General features: G+C 65.0%; 20 protein-coding genes. 4 read left to right on the top strand and 16 right to left on the bottom strand.

Annotated elements, in window-relative coordinates; genetic code table 11:
* Positions 1 to 15 precede the first annotated feature (15 nt).
* The 6 genes from VJV41_RS12775 to lon form a co-directional block, all read right to left on the bottom strand.
* Positions 16 to 573, bottom strand: coding sequence for a hypothetical protein (locus VJV41_RS12775; RefSeq protein WP_325334207.1), 558 nt, complete (start codon positions 571 to 573; stop codon positions 16 to 18).
* Complete coding sequence (locus tag VJV41_RS12770; protein WP_325334205.1) at positions 570 to 1760, bottom strand: NAD(P)/FAD-dependent oxidoreductase; 1191 nt, start codon at positions 1758 to 1760, stop codon at positions 570 to 572. The genes VJV41_RS12775 and VJV41_RS12770 overlap by 4 nt, the downstream gene beginning before the upstream one ends.
* 152 nt (positions 1761 to 1912) lie before the next feature.
* Positions 1913 to 2680: a DUF72 domain-containing protein gene (locus tag VJV41_RS12765; protein ID WP_325334203.1), complete on the bottom strand. Its 768-nt coding sequence runs from the start codon at positions 2678 to 2680 to the stop codon at positions 1913 to 1915.
* Positions 2646 to 2978: a TfoX/Sxy family protein gene (locus tag VJV41_RS12760; RefSeq protein ID WP_325334201.1), complete on the bottom strand. Its 333-nt coding sequence runs from the start codon at positions 2976 to 2978 to the stop codon at positions 2646 to 2648. The genes VJV41_RS12765 and VJV41_RS12760 overlap by 35 nt, the downstream gene beginning before the upstream one ends.
* Before the next feature lie 9 nt (positions 2979 to 2987).
* Positions 2988 to 4022, bottom strand: coding sequence for an LLM class flavin-dependent oxidoreductase (locus tag VJV41_RS12755; protein WP_325334199.1), 1035 nt, complete (start codon positions 4020 to 4022; stop codon positions 2988 to 2990).
* Positions 4023 to 4025: 3 nt separating this feature from the next.
* Positions 4026 to 6383 (bottom strand): endopeptidase La, encoded by a 2358-nt coding sequence (gene lon / locus VJV41_RS12750; RefSeq protein WP_325334197.1) that lies wholly within the window; start codon positions 6381 to 6383, stop codon positions 4026 to 4028.
* A gap of 117 nt (positions 6384 to 6500) precedes the next feature.
* Between lon and VJV41_RS12745 the strand changes: the two genes are divergently transcribed.
* The gene (locus VJV41_RS12745) at positions 6501 to 7778 is read left to right on the top strand and encodes an ATP-binding protein (protein WP_325334195.1); all 1278 of its coding nucleotides are present in this window, start codon (positions 6501 to 6503) and stop codon (positions 7776 to 7778) included.
* Between the two features lie 101 nt (positions 7779 to 7879).
* Here VJV41_RS12745 and VJV41_RS12740 read toward each other — a convergent pair whose 3' ends face one another.
* From VJV41_RS12740 to VJV41_RS12725, 4 genes are all read right to left on the bottom strand, one after another.
* Entirely contained in the window at positions 7880 to 8884 is a 1005-nt protein-coding gene (locus VJV41_RS12740) for an alpha/beta hydrolase family protein (protein WP_325334193.1), read from the bottom strand.
* Positions 8885 to 9074: 190 nt separating this feature from the next.
* Positions 9075 to 10331 (bottom strand): alpha-hydroxy acid oxidase, encoded by a 1257-nt coding sequence (locus tag VJV41_RS12735; protein ID WP_325334191.1) that lies wholly within the window; start codon positions 10329 to 10331, stop codon positions 9075 to 9077.
* A gap of 16 nt (positions 10332 to 10347) precedes the next feature.
* Positions 10348 to 11751 carry a mechanosensitive ion channel family protein gene (locus VJV41_RS12730; protein WP_325334189.1) on the bottom strand — a complete coding sequence of 468 codons (1404 nt, stop codon included), beginning with the start codon at positions 11749 to 11751 and terminating at the stop codon, positions 10348 to 10350.
* Positions 11748 to 13979, bottom strand: a complete 2232-nt coding sequence (locus VJV41_RS12725; protein ID WP_325334187.1) for an adenylate/guanylate cyclase domain-containing protein — start codon at positions 13977 to 13979, stop codon at positions 11748 to 11750. The genes VJV41_RS12730 and VJV41_RS12725 overlap by 4 nt, the downstream gene beginning before the upstream one ends.
* Before the next feature lie 90 nt (positions 13980 to 14069).
* Between VJV41_RS12725 and VJV41_RS12720 the strand changes: the two genes are divergently transcribed.
* Positions 14070 to 14507 carry a DUF1810 domain-containing protein gene (locus VJV41_RS12720; RefSeq protein WP_325334185.1) on the top strand — a complete coding sequence of 146 codons (438 nt, stop codon included), beginning with the start codon at positions 14070 to 14072 and terminating at the stop codon, positions 14505 to 14507.
* On the opposite strand, the gene VJV41_RS12715 is transcribed toward VJV41_RS12720, so the two are convergent.
* Genes VJV41_RS12715 through VJV41_RS12705 form a run of 3 tightly spaced genes read right to left on the bottom strand, consistent with a single transcriptional unit; the run spans position 14491 to position 16896 of the window.
* Complete coding sequence (locus VJV41_RS12715) at positions 14491 to 15798, bottom strand: alpha-amylase family protein (protein WP_325334183.1); 1308 nt, start codon at positions 15796 to 15798, stop codon at positions 14491 to 14493. The two genes, VJV41_RS12720 and VJV41_RS12715, sit on opposite strands and share 17 nt — an antisense overlap.
* Positions 15795 to 16274, bottom strand: a complete 480-nt coding sequence (locus VJV41_RS12710) for a nucleoside deaminase (RefSeq protein ID WP_325334181.1) — start codon at positions 16272 to 16274, stop codon at positions 15795 to 15797. The genes VJV41_RS12715 and VJV41_RS12710 overlap by 4 nt, the downstream gene beginning before the upstream one ends.
* Before the next feature lie 10 nt (positions 16275 to 16284).
* Positions 16285 to 16896, bottom strand: coding sequence for a rhomboid-like protein (locus VJV41_RS12705; protein WP_325334179.1), 612 nt, complete (start codon positions 16894 to 16896; stop codon positions 16285 to 16287).
* A 68-nt stretch (positions 16897 to 16964) separates the two neighbouring features.
* On the opposite strand from VJV41_RS12705, the gene VJV41_RS12700 reads away from it, so the two are divergent.
* Together VJV41_RS12700 and VJV41_RS12695 are read left to right on the top strand one after the other, a co-directional pair.
* Positions 16965 to 17324, top strand: coding sequence for a maleylpyruvate isomerase N-terminal domain-containing protein (locus VJV41_RS12700; protein ID WP_325334177.1), 360 nt, complete (start codon positions 16965 to 16967; stop codon positions 17322 to 17324).
* A gap of 289 nt (positions 17325 to 17613) precedes the next feature.
* Positions 17614 to 18012: a VOC family protein gene (locus tag VJV41_RS12695; RefSeq protein WP_325334174.1), complete on the top strand. Its 399-nt coding sequence runs from the start codon at positions 17614 to 17616 to the stop codon at positions 18010 to 18012.
* Between the two features lie 3 nt (positions 18013 to 18015).
* Here the strand turns inward: VJV41_RS12695 and VJV41_RS12690 are convergent, their stop codons facing one another.
* The 3 genes from VJV41_RS12690 to VJV41_RS12680 are packed head-to-tail and all read right to left on the bottom strand — an operon-like array spanning position 18016 to position 21314.
* Entirely contained in the window at positions 18016 to 19707 is a 1692-nt protein-coding gene (locus VJV41_RS12690) for a tetratricopeptide repeat protein (protein ID WP_325334172.1), read from the bottom strand.
* Positions 19634 to 20704: a hypothetical protein gene (locus VJV41_RS12685; protein ID WP_325334170.1), complete on the bottom strand. Its 1071-nt coding sequence runs from the start codon at positions 20702 to 20704 to the stop codon at positions 19634 to 19636. The genes VJV41_RS12690 and VJV41_RS12685 overlap by 74 nt, the downstream gene beginning before the upstream one ends.
* Positions 20697 to 21314 (bottom strand): TetR/AcrR family transcriptional regulator, encoded by a 618-nt coding sequence (locus VJV41_RS12680; protein WP_325334168.1) that lies wholly within the window; start codon positions 21312 to 21314, stop codon positions 20697 to 20699. The genes VJV41_RS12685 and VJV41_RS12680 overlap by 8 nt, the downstream gene beginning before the upstream one ends.
* Between the last annotated feature and the right edge of the window lie 67 nt (positions 21315 to 21381).

The raw sequence follows: 21381 nt of genomic DNA, 5'->3' as shown, positions 1-21381 counted from the left end.
GTCGGCCAGCAGGCCCTACGGAGCGTTGGCCGGCACGTCGGTGTACTGCGGTGTGTATCCCTGTGCTGAGAAGGTGAAGCCGCTACCGCTCGTCTCGCTCAGACAGGACACCCCGGACTCCTGCACATTGCAGCGAAATCCGGCCGCGGCCAGGATCCGGTTGAACGGCAAGACATTTGCAGGACCCGGCACCAGCGAGAACTCCGGCTGCTGCAGCGTGGCGAACTGCGGCTCACCCTGGCTTTCGACGACGAGTGCGTTCGCGGAGTCCGGTTCGCCCCGCACGCCTAGCCCCGATTGCCAGTTGCTCGCCGCCTGGCAGCCGGCCTTGGTACGCGTCAGAATCGCGCACCGCCACTTGCCGCTGGGTGTGGTGAAGTAGTAGCCGGTGGTCTCGCTCATGTGACCGACATAGTCGAACGCGTCGACGAGGTGGGCGTTGCTGACCGGTGGCCCCGGCGTGGAGGCGCTCGTCGGCGTTGCGGCGGGCGGTTCTCCCGTGTTGACGATCGGCTCGTCCGTGCAACCCGTAGCCAGGACGGCGACGGCCGCGACCGCTGCGGTCCGAATCAAGCCGGTCCCAACGTGGCGCGCGATCGGATCAAGTCCTTGATGTCGTCGAGCCCTTCCCAGATGTTGACGTTCATGCCGGCGAGCACCCGGTCTTCGCCGTCGAGCCAGAAGGCCGTGAACTCGCGTCCGTCGACGTCGCCTCGGAACACCACGTTCTCGTAGTGGGGTGCATGACCGACGTACTCCATGCCGAGGTCGTATTGATCGGTGAAGAAGTAGGGGAGTTCGGTGTATTCGGCTGGCTTGCCGAGCATGCCCGCCGCCGCGACCGCGGGCTGTTTGAGCGCGTTGGCCCAGTGTTCAGTGCGGATGCGCGTACCGAACAGCGGATGCTCTGCGGCGGCGATGTCGCCGACCGCGAAGATGTCGGCGTCGCTGGTGCGCAACGACGAATCGACGAGCACGCCGCCGTCGCCCATGGCCAGCCCGGCCTGTTCGGCGAGCGTGGTGTTGGGTGCCGCGCCGACGGCGACCAGGACCGCGTCAGCTTCGACGGTGGAGCCGTCGCGCAGCGCGAGGCCAGTGGCTTTGCCGTCAGCGGTGGTGATCTCCCGCACGGTCGCGCTCAGTCGGAGGTCTACACCGTGATCGCGGTGCAGTTTGGCGAACACCTCGCCGACTTCCCGGCCGAGTGCGGCCATCAGCGGCAGCTCGGCCGTCTCGACCACCGTCACATCGACGCCGCGGTCGCGAGCGCCGGCCGCGACCTCCAGACCGATCCAGCCGGCGCCGATGATCGCCAGTGAAGCCCCTTCCACCAGAACGGAATTGAGCGCCTCGGCATCGTCGATGGTGCGGAGATAGTGGACGCGGTCAGCGTCGGCGCCGGGGATCGGCGGCCTTCGCGGCTGCGAGCCGGTGGCGATGAGCAGCTTGTCGTATTGCACAGTGCTGCCGTCGGGTAGCGCGACGGTGTGGGCGGCTGGGTCGATCGCTGACACCTCGGTGCCGAGCTGTAGCTCGATGTGGTGGTCGCGGTACCAGGCGGAGGAGGCGGTGGTGAACTCGCCGAGTTCCTTCTTGCCGGCAAGGTACTCCTTCGAAAGCGGTGGGCGCTCGTAGGGGAGATGTTCCTCGGCGGCAAACAGTACGATGTGACCGTCGAAATCCTTGTCGCGCAATGCTTCTGCGGCCTTGGCGCCGGCGAGACCGCCGCCGACGATGGCGAATGTGGACGACGTTGTCATGTTGTCTGAGCCTACTCGTCGCGGGAGTGTCACAGGGCAGATGCACGCTTTCCGAAAATCGTCAGCACATGCTGACGCTTCCAGAATGGGTGGTGCTTCGGTGGAGATCAGCCGCGTGCTCGGCGTAACCAAGCAGACGCTGAACCGCCGGTTCAGCCAATTCGGGCCGACAACAGCTCCTTGAGCTTGCGTGAATTGCGGATGGCGTGGCCACCAAGGTCGTTGTTGAAGTAGACGAGGACACGTCGACCTTCGCCGTGCCATTCCGACACCCGGTCCGCCCACGTGCCCAACTCGTCGTCGGGGTATGACCCGGCGTAGATGGACTCCTGCGGTGGTCCATGCATGCGGAGGTAGACGAGGTCGCTGGTCGCCCGTGGCACACACCGCAGGCCCGCCCCGCTCATCACCACATACGCGGCGCCATGCCGTTCCAGGATCTCGTAGACGGCGGGGTCATCCCACGACAGATGGCGCAGTTCCATCGCCACTGGAATCCAGTCCGGCATGGCGCTCAAGAAGTGGTCGAGCAGCGCGTCGTCGCGCTCGATCGCCGGATGTAGCTGCACCAGAAGTGCTTCCCGACGCTCACCGAGCGCCGTCCAGCACCGCTCAAACCGCTCCACCCACGGCTCCGGCGACCGTAGCCGTCGGTAATGCGTCAGCCCGCGGTGAGCCTTCACCGACATGGTGAAGCCGTCCGGCAGCCGTTCGCGCCATCCGGCGAATGTGGCGTCCTTGGGCCAGCGGTAGAAACTGGCGTTGAGTTCGACGGTGTCGAACTCCTCGACGTAGCGGGCCAATCTCTTGGCGACGGGCAGACCCGGCCGGTACAGCACGCCCGCCCAGTGGTCATAGGACCACCCCGACGTCCCGATCCGGATCTCACTTGGCGGGCAGGCTCCTGGCGTATTCGACACCTCGGCTCACCCATGCCTGCAACTGGCGTTTCGTCTTGACACCTTCGATGGATACCCGAATCCAGCCGCGAGTTTCACGGCCCGCCATCACCATGGGTTCGACGTGCTCACGGCCGAGCAGCTTGTCGGTCTGATCCGGCGGCACCCGCACCATCAAGCCGCCACGGCCGCTCGCGGCCACCGACATGTTGCCGTTGATCAGAAATGCCAGCCCGCCGAACATCCGCTTCTCCTCAACGCCGCGTTCGGGCGCGACGAGTTCGCGGATGCGGTCGGCCAGGTCTTCGTCGTAGGCCATGCGAGGACGTTAGCGCTCGCCCCCGACATTCGGCGTCCATCCCAACTTCGGCCCCAGCTTTTCTGCGATGTCCGTGACGATCTGGAGGTAGTCCTCCTCGTCGAAGGTGAACGGCAGCGCAAATGCGACCTCGTCCGCGCGCTGGAAGCCGGCATGGGCATACAACGCGTCGGCGAGTTCATCGGAGGTGCCGACGTAGTCGGGGGAGAACAGCATGCTGCGTGGACCCTGCGGTGTCTTGGTTCGCTCGAATCGTGCCGCCGCATACGCGCGATACTTCTCGATCTGCGCGCGGGAGGCCGAGTCGGTGGGAATGACGACAAGGCCTTGCGACACTCTGGCCCGCTCCGGGCTGGGATGGTTGGCGCGGAAGGCGTCGATGTTCTCGCCCTGAATGGTCGCAAAATCGCGCGAGTCGGTCCCTTCGATGCTGACCACCGAGCTGGTCATGTAGTTGATGCCCTGCTGACCCGCCCAGATCGCGGATGACTGGCCGCCGCCGTACCACACCCGGTCAGCCAGGCCCACCGAATGGGGCTGCGCGCGCCGGGTGAAGTCCTCGATGCCGACCTTGCCTTCGAAATCGCTGACGGGCTCGCCGCGAAGGCACTCCAAGAGCCGCAGCACCCGATCCTTCGAAAAGTTTTCCAGCCCATGGGTTTCCGGGTAGAGCTTGGTCTTGTAGTGCTCGTACAGCATCGGCGTGCCAACGGACACACCGGGGTTGACCCGGCCGCCCGAGAGGATGTCGACCGTCGCGAGATCCTCGGCCAGCCGCAGCGGATTTTCCAGGCCGAGCGGAATCACGGCTGTGCCCAATTCGATGCGGCTGGTGCGCTGGCTGGCGGCGGCCATGATCGCGACGGGGGACGAGATGCCTGGCTGCAGGTGCCTGCACCGCAGCCAGACGCTGTCGAAGCCGAGCGCTTCGGCGCGCTCGATCATCGACAGCGTCTGCTCGTGCCCGGGGCCCGGATCGGCCTCATCGAATCGGCCGATGGTGAGGAACCCGAGCTTGCGCAACGGCTTTCCGTGTTCGGGCATGGGTCAGGCAGCGACGATGGCGGCCTCGGCGGCAGGCTCCAGCGCCTGCGCGACGATCTGGGCGACGTCGGTCATCGGCTTCACCTCCAGCGACTCGAGCACTTCGGCCGGGACGTCGTCCAGGTCGGGCTCGTTGCGCTGCGGGATGAACACCGTTGTGAGCCCGGCTCTTTGCGCGGCGAGCAGCTTCTGCTTGACCCCGCCGATCGGCAGCACGCGACCGTTCAGCGTCACCTCGCCGGTCATGCCGACGTCGGAGCGCACCTGGCGTCCGGTGGCCATCGACACCAGCGCGGTCACCATCGTCACACCGGCAGACGGACCGTCCTTGGGCACCGCACCTGCAGGCACGTGCACGTGGATCCGGCGGTCCAGCGCCTTCGGGTCGACGCCCAATTCCTCGGCGTGCGAACGCACGTAGGACAGCGCGATTTGCGCCGACTCCTTCATCACGTCGCCCAGCTGGCCGGTCAACTGCAGACCAGGTTCGCCGTCGGTTGACCCCGCCTCGATGTACAGCACGTCGCCGCCGAGGCCCGTCACCGCCAAACCGGTGGCAACACCAGGCACCGCCGTGCGCTCGGCCGACTCCGGCATGAATCGCGGACGGCCGAGGTAGTCAACGAGATCCGACTCGTCGATCACCAACGCTTTCGGAGCCGCTCCGGCGGCGACATCAGATCGAGCATCGGCTTCCGCTATTTTCGTGGTCGCCTTGCGCAGTGCCTTGGCCAGCAGTCGCTCCAACTGCCGCACGCCCGGTTCGCGGGTGTAGTCGGCCGCGATCTTGCGCAACGCAGCCTCGGTCACCGCGACCTCATCGGCCGTCAGCGCCGCCCGCTCCCGCTGGCGCGGCAGCAGGAAGTCACGCGCAATCGCGACCTTGTCGTCCTCGGTGTAGCCGTCGATCTGCACCAGCTCCATGCGGTCGAGCAGCGCCGAAGGGATGTTCTCGATCACGTTCGCCGTCGCCAGGAACACGACGTCGGACAGGTCCAGGTCCAGATCCAGGTAGTGGTCGCGGAACGTGTGGTTCTGCGCAGGGTCAAGGACCTCCAGCAGGGCAGCCGACGGGTCGCCGCGATAGTCCGAGCCGACCTTGTCGATCTCGTCCAGCAACACAACCGGGTTCATCGAGCCGGCCTCGCCGATGGCCCGCACGATGCGGCCCGGCAGCGCACCGACGTAGGTACGCCGGTGACCACGGATCTCGGCCTCGTCGCGCACGCCGCCGAGTGCGACGCGAACGAACTTGCGGCCCAACGCCCGTGCCACGCTTTCGCCAAGCGACGTTTTTCCGACGCCTGGCGGACCGGCCAGCACCATCACAGCACCAGAGCCGCGTCCGCCGACGACGGCCATCCCGCGCTGAGTGCGACGCGCACGCACGGCCAGGTACTCGACGATGCGGTCCTTGACGTCGTCCAGCCCGTGGTGGTCGGCGTCGAGAATCTCCCGCGCGACTTTCAGGTCGGTCGAGTCTTCGGTGCGGCTGCTCCACGGCAGATCCAGCACGGTGTCCAGCCAGGTGCGGATCCAGCCGCCTTCGGGGCTCTGTTCGCTGGATCGCTCGAGCTTGCCGACCTCGCGCAGCGCGGCCTCGCGGACCTTCTCGGGAAGGTCGGCCGCTTCGATGCGGGCCCGGTAGTCATCAGACCCGTCAGGCTCACCCTCGCCGAGTTCCTTGCGGATCGCGGCGAGCTGCTGGCGCAGCAGGAACTCCTTCTGCGTCTTCTCCATGCCTTCGCGGACGTCATCGGCGATCTTGTCGTTGACCTCCACCTCGGCGAGGTGGTCGCCGGTCCATTCGATCAGCGAGCGCAGCCGCTCGGCCACATCGGGCGTCTCCAGCAGCTGCCGCTTCTGCACCTGCGTCAGGTAGGACGCGTATCCGGCCGTGTCGGCCACCGCCGACGGATCGGTCAACTGATTGACGAAGTCGACGATCTGCCAGGCCTCCCGCCGCTGCAGGTATGCCAGCAGCAGCTTCTTGTATTCAGCGGCAAGCGCACGCGTCTCGTCTGTGGCCGCGGGCTCGGAGACCTCGGTCACCTCGACCCAGAGCGCGGTCCCGGGACCGTTGGCGCCGGCACCGATCTGCGCGCGGCCCTTGCCGCGCACGACCGCGGCCGTGCCGTTTCCGCCGGCGACACGGCCGACCTGCACGATCGAGGCCAGCACGCCGTACGACGGGTACCGGTCTTCCAGACGCGGCGCGATCAATAGCTCGCCGGACTCGCTGGCGCGCGCGGCGTCGACAGCAGCACGTGCCGCGTCGTCCAGCTCGATCGGCACCACCATTCCGGGCAGCACGATCGATTCGCTCAAGAACAGGACGGGCACTGATTTGGCTTCAGCCATGAATCCTCCAAAGTTCAGTCAACTCGACTCAACCCTGGGGTGTAGTCATTTGTTCCCCGTGCGAACCACCTGTTTGGGCGATGACCGACACAGTCGCGGGATGTACACCTGACGTGCATGGCCCCATGGCGACTGCGCGATTTTCACGACGACGACCTCGACCAGGCGATCTCGGTCTGGGACCAGACCCGTCATCCCGACGAATCGCAGCCGGTGTTTCCGGTCTCCGAGGTGGTGGCGGCGGCCAGGTCTGGTCAGCCCGCGGTTGTGGCCCTCGTGGGAGACCAGTTGGTCGGGATGGCAGTGGCCCAACTGCAGGGGGAGCGCGCCTGGATCTCCATGGTCGCGCTGAGCAAAGGATGGCGGAACCGGGGCATCGGCAGTGCGCTGCTCGGCGAACTGGAGACGCGTCTGCGAACCCTCGGGGTGCGGCGCATCAGCGCCCTGCTGCCGGCAGAGGCCACCGGGACCGCGGCGCTGCGCAACTCCGGATTTGCCTCGCGCGGCGATCTGACCTACTTCGAGAAGCTCGATCACGTGGGTGCATCGGATGCCGGATTGCTGGCCGCGCTCGGCGGTCAGGTGATGCCGCGTGGGCTGTGGCAGGCGATGGCGGGCATGGAGGCCGAAAAGCGCGTCATTGAACGGCGGATCGTACTTCCTCTTGGAGAGCCGAATCTGGCCGAGCAGTATGGGGTTTCGCCGCCCAAGGCGGTGATCCTGTTCGGGCCGCCGGGTACCGGCAAGACCAGCTTCGCCAAGGCGGTCGCGGGGCGCCTTGGTTGGCCGTTCGTGGAGCTGTTCCCGTCACGGCTTGCCGCCCCGGGCGTCGCGATGTCCACCGCGCTGCGGGAGGCGTTCGTCGGCCTGATGGAACTGGAGTCGGCGGTGGTCTTCATCGACGAGGTGGAGGAGATCGCGGGTTCGCGATCGGGTATCGCGTCGGATCCCTCGCATGGCGTGACCAACGAATTGTTGAAGCTGATCCCGGCGTTCCGTCAGCACGACGAACGCCTGCTCATATGTGCGACGAACTCGGTGCGCACGCTGGATTCGGCGTTTCTGCGCCACGGCCGGTTCGACTACATCATCCCGATCGGGCCACCCGATGAGACGGCGCGCGCAGCGATCTGGACCAGATATCTCGGCGCCAACGCGGACACAGTCGAGGTCGACAAACTGGTCGAAGCGAGCGAGATGTTCACCCCTGCGGACATCGAGTTCGCCGCGCGTAAGGGCGCACAGTCGGCGTTCGAGCGCGAAATCGAGTACCGCCGTGGCGAACCCGCCCAGACCGACGACTACCTGACCGCCATCGCCGACACCCGCCCCACGTTGACCGATGAGATGGTCGCCGAGTTCACCGACGACATCGCCGAGCGCACCCGGCTGTGAGGCCGCCGCCTTCGTGCGTCAGGTGTTGACGTCAACACCCCCGAACGGCAGGGAGCCTGCCGTTCGGGGGTATACGGCAGGCTCCCTGGTGTGGGTGGTCGCTACGCGGTGTCTTGCGCGCCCAGCACCCGTTGGATGTCCGGCTTCATCTGCTGCAGCTGCTGTCCCCAGTAGCCCCAGCTGTGCGTGCCGTTGGGCGGGAAGTTGAACACACCGTTCGTGCCACCCGCCGCAATGTAGTTGTCGCGGAACGTGATGTTGGTCCGCAGCGTGAACCCTTCGAGGAACTGTGCCGCCATCAGGTTGCCGCCCGACGTGCCGGAGTCCAGCTCCGACGGAGTGCCGGTGCCGCAGTAGATCCAGATCCGGGTGTTGTTGGCCACCAACTGGGCCATGTTCACCATCGGGTCGTTGCGCTTCCACGCCGGATCAGATGACGGACCCCACATGCTCTCGGCGTTGTAGCCGCCGGCATCGTTCATCGCCAGCCCGATCAGCATCGGCCACCAGCCCTCGGACGGGTTCAGGAAGCCCGACAGGGACGCGGCGTAGATGAACTTCTGCGGGTAGTAGATCGAATACGTCAACGACGTGCTCCCGGCCATCGAGAGGCCGACCACCGCGTTGCCGTTTTGCGACACGCCCTTGTTGGCCTCCAGCCACGCGGGGAGTTCCTGTGTCAGGAAGGTCTCCCACTTGTACGTGTAGTTCTGGCCGTTACCGCGTGACGGCTGATACCAGTCGGTGTAGAAGCTGGACTGCCCACCCACGGGCATCACGACCGACAGACCCGACTGGTAGTACCACTCGAACGCCGGAGTGTTGATGTCCCAGCCGTTGTAATCGTCCTGGGCGCGCAGGCCGTCGAGCAGATAGACCGCGTGGGGTCCGCCGCCCTGGAACTGAATCCGGATGTTGCGGTTCATCGCTGCCGAGAACACATCCAGATATTCGACGGGCAGACCCGGCCGGGAAAATGCACCAGCAGTCGCCGAACCCCCGACGAAGCCGATCAGCCCGGGCAGTGTCGCCGCCGTAACGGCGCCCACCGCCAACCGGCGCAGCAGTCTTTTTCGGGTACCTCGGTACCTCTCCATGAACTTCATAACGGCAACCAACCCACCTTTCATCAAGTGCCACAAAAGCTATTGCCGTCGCTTTCGTGCGTAATGAAACACGCATAACCCGCGAGTCCCGCCACTCGACACTGCGATGCGACGTCGCGGTTGGCTAACGATTCCGACTCGGCGCGGACTCAGGAGCCGCCTATATGGCCCGTGACCTGTGGGAACAGAGTTACGGATGTGACTCGCTGTCGGACGCGGACTCACTGCGTCCCAACCGGTGCAGCTGCGTCACGTGCCGCGGCTCCAGCTCCTCCAAAGAGCGGACGCCCAGCAGCCGCATCGTACGGTTGACCTGGCTGGACAGGATCTCGATGGCGCGGTCGACCCCCGCCTCACCGCCGGCCATCAGGCCATACAGGTAGGCCCGGCCAACCAACGTGAACCGCGCGCCGAGCGCTATCGCGGCGACGATGTCCGCGCCGGCCATGATGCCGGTGTCCAGCAAAATCTCGGTCGAGCTGCCCAGCTCTCGCGCGACAGTCGGCAGAAGATGGAACGGCACCGGTGCGCGGTCGAGCTGACGGCCGCCGTGGTTCGACAACACGATGCCGTCGACGCCAAGGTCGACCACCGCCCGCGCATCCTCGAGCGTCTGAATTCCCTTGACCACCAACTTGTTCGGCCACTGCGTCTTGATCCACGCCAAGTCCTCGAACGTGACGGTGGGATCGAACGTGGTGTCAAGGTATTCGGCGACCGTGCCCGGCCAGCGGTCCAGCGACGCGAACGACAGCGGCTCGGTCGTCAGCAGGTCGAACCACCAGCGCGGATGCGGAATGGCATCCAACACGGTGCGCAGCGTCAGCGTCGGCGGTATCGACATGCCGTTGCGAGTGTCGCGCAACCGCGCCCCGGCGACCGGAACGTCGACGGTCACCAGCATGGTGTCGAATCCTGCCGCCGCGGCCCGCTCGACCAACGCCATCGAGCGGTCACGGTCCTTCCACATGTACAGCTGAAACCAGTTGCGGCCGTATGGGTTAGCAGCCTTGACCTCTTCGATGGAGCTTGTGCCCAGCATCGACAGCGCGAACGGGATGCCCGCTCGTGATGCGGCGCGCGCGCCCGCGACCTCGCCCTCGGTATGCATCAGCCGGGTGAATCCCGTCGGCGCTATTCCGAACGGTAGCGCCACCTCGTCGCCGAGCACGGTCCAGCCGGTAGAGACCTTCTCGACGTTGCGCAGGATGGTCGGGTGAAACTCGATGTCGCGGAACGCCTGACGGGCACGCGCCAGCGACAGCTCCTCCTCGGCGGCTCCGTCGGTGTAGTCGAATGCCACTTTCGGCGTGCGGCGCTCGGCAATTCGGCGCAGATCGTGAATGGTCAGCGCGGCGGCGAGCCGACGTGCAGTTGCGTTGAGTTGAGGCCTTTTGAACCCGATGAGTGCCCGAACCTCACCAAACTTCGGGAATCGTCGCTTCACCGAACCGCTCGTCTTGCTAACTGTCGACGGCTGCGAGCGCTCGTTTGACGTGGCCGCGCCGCTCCTCGATGAGGCGACCGAACTCCTGAAGCAGCAACGGCTTTTGCTGCAGTATCTCTTCGATGTGCTCGCGACCGATTTGGACAGCGGTGACTTCGACGAGTGCGCGCGCCTCGGCGAGCACCGGCTGTCGCGTCAATGCGGTCTGTCCGAGAAAGGATCCATCGTTCAGTATGGTCACCGGCACAAGAGACCCATCCTCGGTCGGCGCGATCACCCGGACACGACCCGACGCGATGAACGTCATCCGCGTCGGCACCTCACCGAGGTGCTGCACGATCTCGTCAGCGCCATACCTCACTACGGTCGCGTGGGAGGCGAGGTCCTGCTGGTCGGCGGGAGTGAGCCGCAACGTCGGCGCTACCACCCTGCGCAGTGCCTCTTCGACAGCGTCTGGCGTGCTGAAATCGTCCTCCGCTTCGTCGAGGTGAAGGCCTTCCCGGCGCGCGGCGTACCAAATCCACCGCAAGAACGTCGCTTTCGCGTCGCCATCGTCGGCCGGCGATCGCAACGGAATGGTCGTGCGATATTGAATACCCCCAAGCGGCACCGATTTTGGTGCACGGTCAGATCTGAGTTGCGGCAGCTCGCCGGCCACTCGGGAGAGCACGGCGCAGACCCGGTCCGGAGGATCATCCAGCGAGAATGCGGTCGGGATTCTGACTTTGTGTACACCGGGGGGGCGGCTCAGATTCGTGAATGACGCGACCGCCAAAATCGAGTTGGGGGTGATTTGCAGTCCGGAGCCGGTGTCGATGTGTACTGCGCGCCAATTGACTTCGACGACACGTCCGCGCGCCGCCGACGTCTCGATCCAGTCGCCGAGTTTGAAGGGCTGTTCGAACAGCATCAGCAGCCCAGAGATGATCTGGCCCACGGAGTGCTGCAGCGTCAAACCGATGACGATCGAGCCCACGCCCAAAGCGGTGAACAGCCCCCTGACATGGGCGCCCCAGACATAAGAGAAGATGATTGCCAGGCCAACCGCAATCAGCAGGAAGCGTGCGACGTCGACGAATATCGCGGGTATCCGTTTGCGCCAGGTTCCCTCGGGCGCCGACTGGAAGATGGTCGCGTTGATACCCGAAAGCAAGAGCACCATCACCACGAAGCCGAATAGCGTGGCGACTACCTTGACCGGCGTTTCCTGCGTCGGGATCTGCGTCGCCTTGACGAGCAGCAGGAGAAGGGCCCCGAGCGGCAGCAGGTAGTTGCGCAGCAAGCTGACGGGTCTGACTAGAAAGCTCTTCCTACGGTCCAGCGCGTGCTGCCATTCGGTGAGAGCAATGAGCGCTACCGGCAGTCCGACGGCGACTCCGACAGCCCAATAGAACCACGACGAGGTCAAGATGTTGTTCATGCCGAGCGCTCCGTCAACCGCCAGATCGGTTGCTCCACCCCGTCCATCGTGATCGAGCCAGCAAGTGTGAAAGCTCTTGTGTCGCCAATTGTTTCGTACACTTGCTGCGTCACATAGATTCCGTCTAGTGGCGAGCCGCTTTGAACTCGGTAGGCCAGGTTGACCGCCGCGCCCCACATGTCGTAGACGATCGAGGATCGCCCCACCAGTCCGCTGCTGACCTGGCCGGTGTCAATGCCGGCGCGCAGTCCTAATTGATGGCCGGTCTCGGCGTTGAACCGGTCGATGATCCGCTGAGTTTCGATCGCGAAATCAACGGTGCGTCGGACATTGTCCAGCCGCGGAACGTTGAGACCACAGCTGGCTAGGTAACCGTTGTGCACGGTTCGCACCGGCTCGACACCCAGTTCATCGGCGGCGGCATCTATTTGGCGCGCCAGTTCGTTGGTGATCGACACCGACTCTTCCGATGTGAGTTCGGCTTGCAGCCGATCAAGGCCAACGATATCGGCGAAGATCACGCTTACGTCCTGATGATCCTGGGCGATGATCTCCTCGCCCTGCCGATACCGCTCGACGACCTGCTCCGGCATCAGCAGCGACAACAGCCGGTCGTTCTCCCGCCGCTGCTCATTGAGTAGATCTTCCTTGATCGCCAGGCTGCGGCTCATCTCGTTGAAAGCCTGTGTCAGGTCGCCGACCTCGTCGCGTGACTCCACGGGTATGGCAACGTCGTATTCGCCGCCACTGATCTTCTGTGCCCCAGCTTCCAACCGGCGGATAGGTCGCACGATGACGTGCGACGCGACCATCGCCGCCAGACAGACGACGAAAATGGTTCCCGTGATGGAAATTACCATCGTCCTGGTGAACTTTGACTCCCGAGCGAAGGCCTCCGCGGTGTCCAGCTTCGCGACGATCGACCAGTGCAGCCCGCTGTCAGGAATCACTACCGGCGCATAGGCCTGCAGCGTTTCCTGACCAAGGTAGTCGTGGGTGATCATGGTCCCCGACTCGCCGCGCTGGGCGGCACGTGTGGCCTCACTTGCGATGGGCTGAATCAGACATGTCATGCCAAGCCGAATCGCAGTGTCGGCAACGTCGGGAGGTGTGCCGGCTTGTACGACATCGTGCCTGTACTGGTCTGGGTTTTGCAGGAGCATCCGGGAATCAGAACGCATGAGATCGTCTGGTCCGGCGAGGAATGTCTCGCCGGTTTCACCCATTCCGGACGCAGCCCACTGCTTGTCGAATGTCATCAACCTGTTGATCTTGGTGATTGGGAATTGCACCGCCATCACGCCTTCGGTGCGGCCGTTGGCGCTTATTGGTGACACCATCCAGGCTGTCGGCTGTCCCTCCGCGGGTTGATAGATCTCGAAGTCAGTGATGCCGACATAGTCGTCTGAGTTGGATGCCAATGCCTTTTCGTAGGCGCCATGTAGCAGGGATGTGTTGTACGGACCGGTCAGGATATTGGTGCCGAGGTCGACATCTTTGTAGGCGGTATAGACGACGTTTCCGCGCGTATCGAGAAGGAGCACATCCTGGAATTCGAACCGCTCGACGATCTGGCGAAAGAAATCTTGATAGCGGGCGTTAGCTGCGGACCATGCGCTGCCGTCGTGCGCATCGTCGACGGTGACTGCGACATCATCGGACTTCCGCTGCGCGGTGTAATTCGCCTGCAAGTACTTTTGCGCGTTTGTTGCAGGCAATACCGCGCTCAGGTCGGGCTTCACGTTGCTGTAGTGCTCGATGTCCTTCATGAACGTATTGGTGTAGTAGTCCCTGATGGACTGTTGCTGTGCGGGATCGATCGTCGCGTTGGCGACCTGGTCGAAGCCTGCGATGAAGGCCTGAAGGGCGGGCACGGTGACAGCGCCATGAGAGTAAATGATCAGCGAATTCTTTAGATCCTTGAATTCGCTCGCCAAAGCGCGTGATTGCGATTCTCGGACCTCGGTCAGCCGGCTGAACACCTGTGTGCGCAACGAGCTACGGCCGGCCTGAAAAGCGATGGCGCCGACGACCGCCGCGCCGATGACCGTGCAGAGCACCATCATCAGCACGAGCTTTGACTGAATGGAAAACCGCGAGAGCAGCCGGCGTCGCCGGAGACGCCTGAATGGTTGTGTGTCGGGAGTTTGCTCGTCGGATGCCTCTGCCGTGGCCTCACCCGCCGTCGACGCGTCCGTCACCGCACTGTCGTCAGACGATTGCAGCATCGGCTTCCTTCTTTTGCATCGCGTCCTTTGTATCGCGTCGATCACGCAGCAGACTAGCTTGAAAAGCGCTGATCCAATGGGAGGACAGCTGTGAATGGCCCCGATCAGTTCGAACTGCGGCGTTTTGTCGATGCGCAGGAACCGGTTTACGACGAAGTTCTTGGTGAACTGCGCAGCGGCCGCAAACGCAGTCATTGGATTTGGTTTGTGTTCCCGCAGCTACGCGGGCTTGGTCGCAGCCCTACTGCGGAGCGGTTCGGCATCTCCTCGCTGGAGGAAGCGCGGGCCTACCTGGAGCACGACGTCCTGGGACCGCGGCTGCGGGAATGCGCGCGGCTGGTCGCCCAGATCGAGGGCCGGTCCGCCGACGATATTTTCGGCTGGCCGGACAATCTGAAGGTGCGTTCCTCGATGACGTTGTTCGCTCATGCCACCGACGACAATGCCGAGTTTCGCGCGGTGCTCGACGAGTTCTACGACGGTGAGGACGACCCGGCCACCGTCGAGCTGATCAACACGGAGCGATGATCAGCCAGCCGTGCGGCTCGATCACCGCCTCGCCGACGACCGACTGCTGCGGCGCACCCGACCCTGCGACGATCTGGCCTTCGCCGAAGCCGAATTCCGAAAGCGACAACGACAATGGGGCCGCATCGATGTTCAGCGCGATCACCAGCGCGTCCGAACCGCTGCGCGTCGCATAGACGTACTGGGTGTTGGTCAGCCGCAGCGGCGATGTCCGCGCGGTGTGGAGCCACGGGTGCCGGCGTCGCAGCCCGATCAGGTACTGGTGCAGACGAAACACGTCGTGGCCCTGCTCGTCGACACCCATTAGGGGGGTGGTGAATTCGGGCCGAACGGCATCGTCGCCGCCGAATCGCTCCTCCTTCACGCCGCGGTACGCGGCCTCGTCGCCGGAGTACACGCTCGGCGTGCCGCCGGTCGTCATCAGAATGACCAGCGCGTGTTCCAGGTGCCGAGTATTGGCCAGCTGGCTGGCGATGCGGGTGACGTCGTGATTGCCGACGAAGGTCATCGGCACGAAGTCGTTGAGAAACTCGTTGTGCCGCACCAATGCCCAGTCGAGTTCGTGGAAATTGCCGTCGTTGAGGCTGCTCCACATCGCCTTCCAGAGCTCGTACTGCGTCACCGAGTCGAAGCCCGCATCGCGAACGCGTGCCGAGTAGTCGCCGTGGATGACTTCCCCGACGAACCACGCATCGCCGAACTCCTGTCGGACCTGCGGGAGGACTTGTGCCCAGAACTGGTCGGGGACGGCGTAGGCGGCGTCCAGTCGCCAGCCGTCGGCGCCGCGGCGCAGCCAATGCGTCATCACGTCGGCGGTATATCCGATGACCTCGGGGTTGGCATGGTCAAGTGCGATCAGCTCGCCATGTCCTTCGAAAGTGTCAAAGTCGTTGCCGCGGCGGCGAAACCACGACGTGTGAGGAAAGCCGGTGGCGACGTGATTGAAGACGCCGTCCAGCAGCACCCGCAGTCCACGACGATGGGCCTCGGCGATGAGGTGGTCGAAGTCACCGTCGTCGCCGAGTCGCGGGTCGATGCGGTAGTGGTCGGTGGTGTCGTAGCCGTGGGTGCGTGAGGCGAACACCGGCCCGAGCGCAATGCCCGAGGCGCCGAGTTCGATGGCATGGTCGAACCATTCGACGATGCGGCGCAACCGATGTTGATCGGCGGTCGGTGGCGGATCCGCGGGATACGCGCCGACGAAGCCCAGCGGGTAGACCTGCCACCAGATCGCGTGCTCGACCCAGGCCGGTTCGGTCGCGGATGAGCGCTTGCGCGAAGACCCTGTCACGGTCGGAACTTCGACTCGTAGAGCGCCTTCATGGTGTCCGCGAATTCGGGTGCAGGCCCGTCGACTTCGACACGTGGGGCGACGGTGATGATGGGCAGCGCGGCCACCGGTGACGGCGGTGAATGCCACTCGGTGCGCCACTGGGTCAGTTGCTCCGAAGAGACCGCATACACGATGCGGCCTAGGCCCACCCACCCGTGGGCGGCAGCGCACATCGGGCAGTGCTCACCCGAGGTGTAGACCGTCGCGCCGGCGCGTTCGGCCGGGGTCATGTTGTCGACGGCCCAACGCGCGATCGCGAATTCGGGGTGGCGGGTGTGATCGCCGTCCTTGACGCGGTTGCGGTCCTCGTAGCGGGTCGCGCCGTCGCTGTCGACCAGGAGCGAGCCGAAAGGCTCGTCGCCCGCAGCCAACGCCTCACGCGCGAGTTCCACGCAGCGGCCGAGGTGTTCGAGGTCGTCGTCGCTGATGGCCACAGGCCGGAGTTTACGCAGCTGGTACTGCCTCGCGACGGGATCGGGTCAGTGGATAGCAGGCCAGTCCGAGGCCAACCGCGAAGAGGTGACCGACTCCGGTGAAATTGGTGCGAAGTGCCAGCGCAACCGCGAACACGAGCACCGTGGCGGCGAGGTACACCCACCGCAATGGCCGCGGGATCCGATAGGTGAGTACCGCGACGATACCGGCAACGAAGTAGCTCACACCGATGTCACGGGCGTCGATGAGCCGCGGCGAGGCGATGGCCTCCTGGATGGTCCAGTACAGATAACCTTCGCTCACGTATGTGGCGCCGACGTGACACACCAGCCCTACGATCAGCCATCGCAGATGCCCGAGCCAGCGCTCTGCCGGCGCCAGGAACACAGTGAAGACGACGAGATAAGGCCACCAGTACCTGCCGTCGATCCACAGCAGGCTCTCGATCAGCACCCGGATCGGATCGGAGGCCAGATGGTGCAGGTTCGTCGAGTCCTTCTGGAGCAGCGCGCGCACTCGCCGAACAGACATGGAGTGCTGAATGATCGTGGTGGCCAGCAGCACGACGAGCCACGAATAGGTCAGTGGAGCACTGCGGATATAGCGCCACACCTTCGTCACGACTGATGACGATAAAGGTGCGATGAGTTTGGCGCTTCACGACGGTCAACCCGTGTGGAGGTGACGATGTGAGCACACAGAGCGTGAATTTCGAACGGCATTGCACGGAAATCGTCACGCAGACGTCGCTGTTGATCGGCCATCCGCAGGGCGCGGACCGCACCGTGCCCGTGCCGTCATGCCCGGGCTGGAATGTGTCGCAACTGGCGCGCCACGTCGACGGCGGCCAGCGCTGGGCACAAGAAATCGTCGCGACGCGGGCCTTCGAGCCACCCAGCGACGTGGCATTACGCGATCTGTCAGGTGCCACGAACGATGATCCGGAGGACGTTGTCTGCCTCGCTGACCGACGCAGCGGCGGTGCTGGTGTCGACGCTGACCGTGGCCGGGCCGGATGCACAGATCTGGTGCCCTGTCGGCAACGGTGACACGGCGCTGGTCGACTTCTGGCTGGAACGTGTCGGCTTCGGCTGACGGGGGAATCCTGCACTAATGCAATACCGCACGTACCGACCTGGTCCGCCGCTCGCGGACTTCGTCGAGTACCTGTGGGCGCTGCGCGATGCACCGGCGCGCCCGACTGGGGGCGGCTGGCCCGCGCATGTGGCTACTTCGACCAATCGCATCTCATTCACGACGTCACCGAGTTCACAGGCACGTCGCCGAGGCAGCTGGTCCTCCAAGACGTCGACCGCGCGCACCCGTAGGTTGTCTCCTATGAGCAACGTCTGGAAGCCGACGGCCACAGATGATGCCGTCGTGCGCTACCAAATCGTCGATCTCGATCGCGGAATCGAGTTCTACACAAGCCAGCTCGGGTTCAAGCTCGAGCAGCGTGCCGGGCCGATAGCCGTCGTTTCGCGCGGGGCGCTGAACCTGCTGCTCAGCGCGCCGCAGAGCTCGGGCGCCCAGCCACTGGCTGACGGTCAAACCCAGAAGCCCGGCGGGTGGAACCGGATCGTGCTCTACGTCGACGACATTGCGGCGGAGGTCGACCGCTTGCGCGGCGCCGGTGTGACTTTCCTGAACGACATCAAGGTGGGCCCCGGCGGCAAGCAGGTCCAGATCACCGATCCTGACGGCAATTCCATCGAGCTGCACGAAGCGCCGGACTGAGCCTCAGTGGCACGGCCCGGCGACGTCGAGCCGGCATGCGCACGACGCAACGATCGGCACGTCGGCGCGTGCTTTGAGGAGTTCGAGCTGTTGACCGATGATGGCGGCCTCCTCGGTGCGGCCCAGTCGCCGAAGGCATTCGTGGTAGCCGTGCAGGCTCCACACATTGCCCGGATGCTGGCAGGGCCGGGCCAGTGTCGGATCGAGCCCGAGATCCGCGGCGTACACCTGCGCCGCCTCCTCGACCCGGCCCTGTTCGAGCAGCAGCGCGCCGTACGCGTGCCGGGTAGGTTGCATCCAGCCCCATGGTTCGTCGTAGGGCAGCGAGTCGTCGAGTTCGATGGCCCGCCGCAGGTGAGCGAAGGCGTCGTCGAATCTACCTTCCCGGTAGTCGATTTCGCCATCGAGCATCGCGCCCGCGATGGCCAGGACGTCGTGAGCGGTGTTGTTGAACAGGTAGCGGGTGTCCGGGATGCGGGCATAAGCCTGGGTGAACGCATTGCGCTCTGCATGCGCCTGCGGCAGCTGACCTTTCGCGGCATGAGCAACGCCGCGGCCGTAGTGGATGGTGGCCACCGTGCTGCAGTACAGCTCGAGGTCCTCGGGCAGCGGCTGCGCGATCAACTCGTCCCAGCGCCCGAATCTCACCAGTACGTGGGTCCGCAACGGCACGAACGCTTCCAGCCAGTCCGCCATCGGCGGTGACTCGATGGCGAGCAGCTTAGGTGTGAGTTGTCCCGCAAGCTCCTCCGCCGCCGCCAGAGCAGCACGTGAATTGCCTTCGAACATCGCGGAATAGACGATGAAGTGCAGGTTGTGCGCGCGGTAGAGGGAGTAGAAATTCAGTGGGCCTTCGCGTTCGACGAACCGCCGATCTGCTTGTACTGCTGACAGGTTCGACTCGACCGAGTCGCGGTAGTTGCCGCAGAGGACGTCGATGTGACTGGGCATGTGCTCCAGATGACCGGCATCGGGTACCAGCCCGCGCAGCAGGTCTGCGGCGGGCAGGGCGTCCTGCGGTGAGCCCGACATCTCCATCGTGTGCAGATACAGGTGCAGTACACCGGGGTGCTCGCGTCCGGCCGCCGTGGCCAGCGCGGCATCGAGGATTCGTTTGGCCTCAACCACTCGTGAGCCGGCGGCGGGCTCGCCGGTTCTGGTGTCCCACAACGCCCATGCCGTGACGTTGACAAGCGCGTCGGCTGCCAGCGCCTGCACGTCGATGTCGTCGGGGTAGGCCTCGGCAAGCGCTGCCATCGCGTCGGCGTAGGCGGTGTGCCCGGCCTGTAGGGCTTCGGTGTCGTGCGGATCGTCGGTGGGGAAGCGGGCCTGCAGGGCCTCGATCAACCCGTGTTCGACGGCCGATGCGCGGCCGTTGGCGGCCAGGCCCAGTTCCATCCTGGCGCGGGCCAGCGACGCTTCCAGGTCGACGGGATCGAATGCCGCCCACGCCTTGTTGTAGTTCGGCCCTATCGAGTAGGCGACGCCCCAGCGCGCGATCGCCAGGTCGGGATCGAGCTCCAAGGCGCGGTCGAAGCAGCGGATCGCCTCTTCGTGGTTGAACGCGTAGGCCCAGACCATCCCGCGGTCGAACCACACCTGCGCCTGAGGTGACGGCGTCTCAATCGGTCGGTGATAGGACCCGAGGTCGTAATAGGACTCGATCCCGCCGTGCGAGATTGAGGCAACGCTCATAGGGGGCACGATAATTCACCCGCGAGGCCGTGGCGAGGAAGGCGAGAAGACACCCCGCCGCACCCCAGATCGCCAGCGTGACGAGCGGCGTCACCGCTCCGTTGCTACCGAAATACTGGACGCTGCGCAGCAGCGAGACACCCGAGCCTTGCGGCACGATCGTGGTGAACGTCGAGTAGAAGCCCGACAGCAGTGGCCGACCCACCGGACCAGCGGCCGCGGCGTTTCCGACCACGACGAGGAACGCCGTGAGCGCCATCGACGCCACGGTGCCGAATGCCGCGGCGACACCGGTGATCGCTCCCGCGACGGCCATCGAATACAGCCACAGCACGCCGAACAGGGCCCACGAGTGACCCGTCAGCGCACCAAGAATCACGTCGACGTAAAAGGTCACGCCACCGGCGAGCAGCGCCGAGTATCCGGCTAGCGTGGCGGTGCGTAGTGCCAGCGTCAGCGGTGTGCGGACGGTGCCCATGACGCGGCCGAGCACCGCCGCACCGACGGAGGCGCCGATCGAGATGAAGATGATCGCGTAGAACTCGACGGTGCCCGACGGGTCGCCGGTCGACGCCGGTGCGACATCCTCGACGGTGGGCGTCAGCCCCGCCTTGGTGGCGATCGTGCGGCCGACGGTCTCGGCGGCGTTGGCGACGCTGCGTCCGCCGCCGCCGGCCACGTAGATCTTCATCTGGCCGCTCGGCGCGACGACGAAGGCGGCATCGGTCTTGCGCTCGTACACCTGCGCGCGGGCGGCGGCGTCGTCGCCAACTTCGGTGACCGCCAACGTATTTTGGCTTCGGATGCCGTCGACAAGCTGGTCGGGGCCTGCTACGGCGACGGCCATGTGGTGCAGAGTCGGTTTGGCGAATGCGCCGGAATAGCTGGCGATCATGGCGATGACGAAGAGTATCAGCCCGATCATTGCCAGCCCCACGGTGCGCATCGCTGCGCGGTCGCGCGCGGGATGCCGCTCGGGGGCTTGGTGTTTAGCCATGGTGTGAACCTTTCGAAACGGTGGTGAGGCCGAGTAGTGCGTTGACGGTGTCGAGCGCTGCGCGCACGCGCCCGTTCAGGTCGGTGGCGTCGGGGTCTTCCATCCACGACCGCAGGACTTCCATGAACCCGCCGACGAGGAACCGGGACACCGATTCCGGCGTGAGGCCGGCGATCGGCGAGACCACCGGCATGGCCTGCGTGGCGATCTCCTGACAGGCCGGAGCCAGTTCGGCGCGGAACGCGTTGACGACGCGTTGGGTCACCGCACTCGGCACGACGTTGCGGTACATCGTGCGGTGTTCGGCGGCGAAGTCGAACAGCCGCAGGATGCGCGCACGAGGGTCGCCGCCACCGACGGCCGTGCCGTCAATTCGGCCGATGTCCGCGGTGGCCGCGGCGAATGCGACGGCAAAGGCGGTCGCGACGGCGTCGTCGCGGTCGCTGAAGTGTTGATAGAACGCCTGCCGGCTGACTGCGGCGCGGGTGACGATGTCGCCGACCGTCAGCTCATCGACCGGCCGCTCGTGGGCCAGCGCGAACGCCGCCTCCCGCAGTCGGGTGCGGACCCGTTCAGCGCGGGGATCGACGCTGTGCGTTCGTGCTGCCATACGGGCAGCGTAAGACATTTCGTAGACAGTCGACCACGAAAAATTAGGTAATCTAAGACACCTGTTT

It is taken from the genome of Mycobacterium sp. (assembly GCF_035274705.1).
GTDB lineage: Bacteria > Actinomycetota > Actinomycetes > Mycobacteriales > Mycobacteriaceae > Mycobacterium.
Note: the sequence above shows the minus strand (reverse complement) of the source record. Positions and strands in the feature narration are given on the sequence as shown.

Excerpts from the sequence above, each read along its gene's own strand:
- VJV41_RS12730 (WP_325334189.1), bottom strand. The coding sequence starts at position 11,751 with ATGAACAACATCTTGACCTCGTCGTGGTTCTATTGGGCTGTCGGAGTC.
- VJV41_RS12685 (WP_325334170.1), bottom strand. The coding sequence starts at position 20,704 with ATGGCTAAACACCAAGCCCCCGAGCGGCATCCCGCGCGCGACCGCGCA.
- VJV41_RS12690 (WP_325334172.1), bottom strand. The coding sequence starts at position 19,707 with ATGAGCGTTGCCTCAATCTCGCACGGCGGGATCGAGTCCTATTACGAC.
- lon (WP_325334197.1), bottom strand. The coding sequence starts at position 6,383 with ATGGCTGAAGCCAAATCAGTGCCCGTCCTGTTCTTGAGCGAATCGATC.
- VJV41_RS12770 (WP_325334205.1), bottom strand. The coding sequence starts at position 1,760 with ATGACAACGTCGTCCACATTCGCCATCGTCGGCGGCGGTCTCGCCGGC.
- VJV41_RS12755 (WP_325334199.1), bottom strand. The coding sequence starts at position 4,022 with ATGCCCGAACACGGAAAGCCGTTGCGCAAGCTCGGGTTCCTCACCATC.
- VJV41_RS12745 (WP_325334195.1), top strand. The coding sequence starts at position 6,501 with ATGGCCCCATGGCGACTGCGCGATTTTCACGACGACGACCTCGACCAG.
- VJV41_RS12725 (WP_325334187.1), bottom strand. The coding sequence starts at position 13,979 with ATGCTGCAATCGTCTGACGACAGTGCGGTGACGGACGCGTCGACGGCG.
- VJV41_RS12680 (WP_325334168.1), bottom strand. The coding sequence starts at position 21,314 with ATGGCAGCACGAACGCACAGCGTCGATCCCCGCGCTGAACGGGTCCGC.
- VJV41_RS12695 (WP_325334174.1), top strand. The coding sequence starts at position 17,614 with ATGAGCAACGTCTGGAAGCCGACGGCCACAGATGATGCCGTCGTGCGC.
- VJV41_RS12760 (WP_325334201.1), bottom strand. The coding sequence starts at position 2,978 with ATGGCCTACGACGAAGACCTGGCCGACCGCATCCGCGAACTCGTCGCG.
- VJV41_RS12740 (WP_325334193.1), bottom strand. The coding sequence starts at position 8,884 with ATGAAGTTCATGGAGAGGTACCGAGGTACCCGAAAAAGACTGCTGCGC.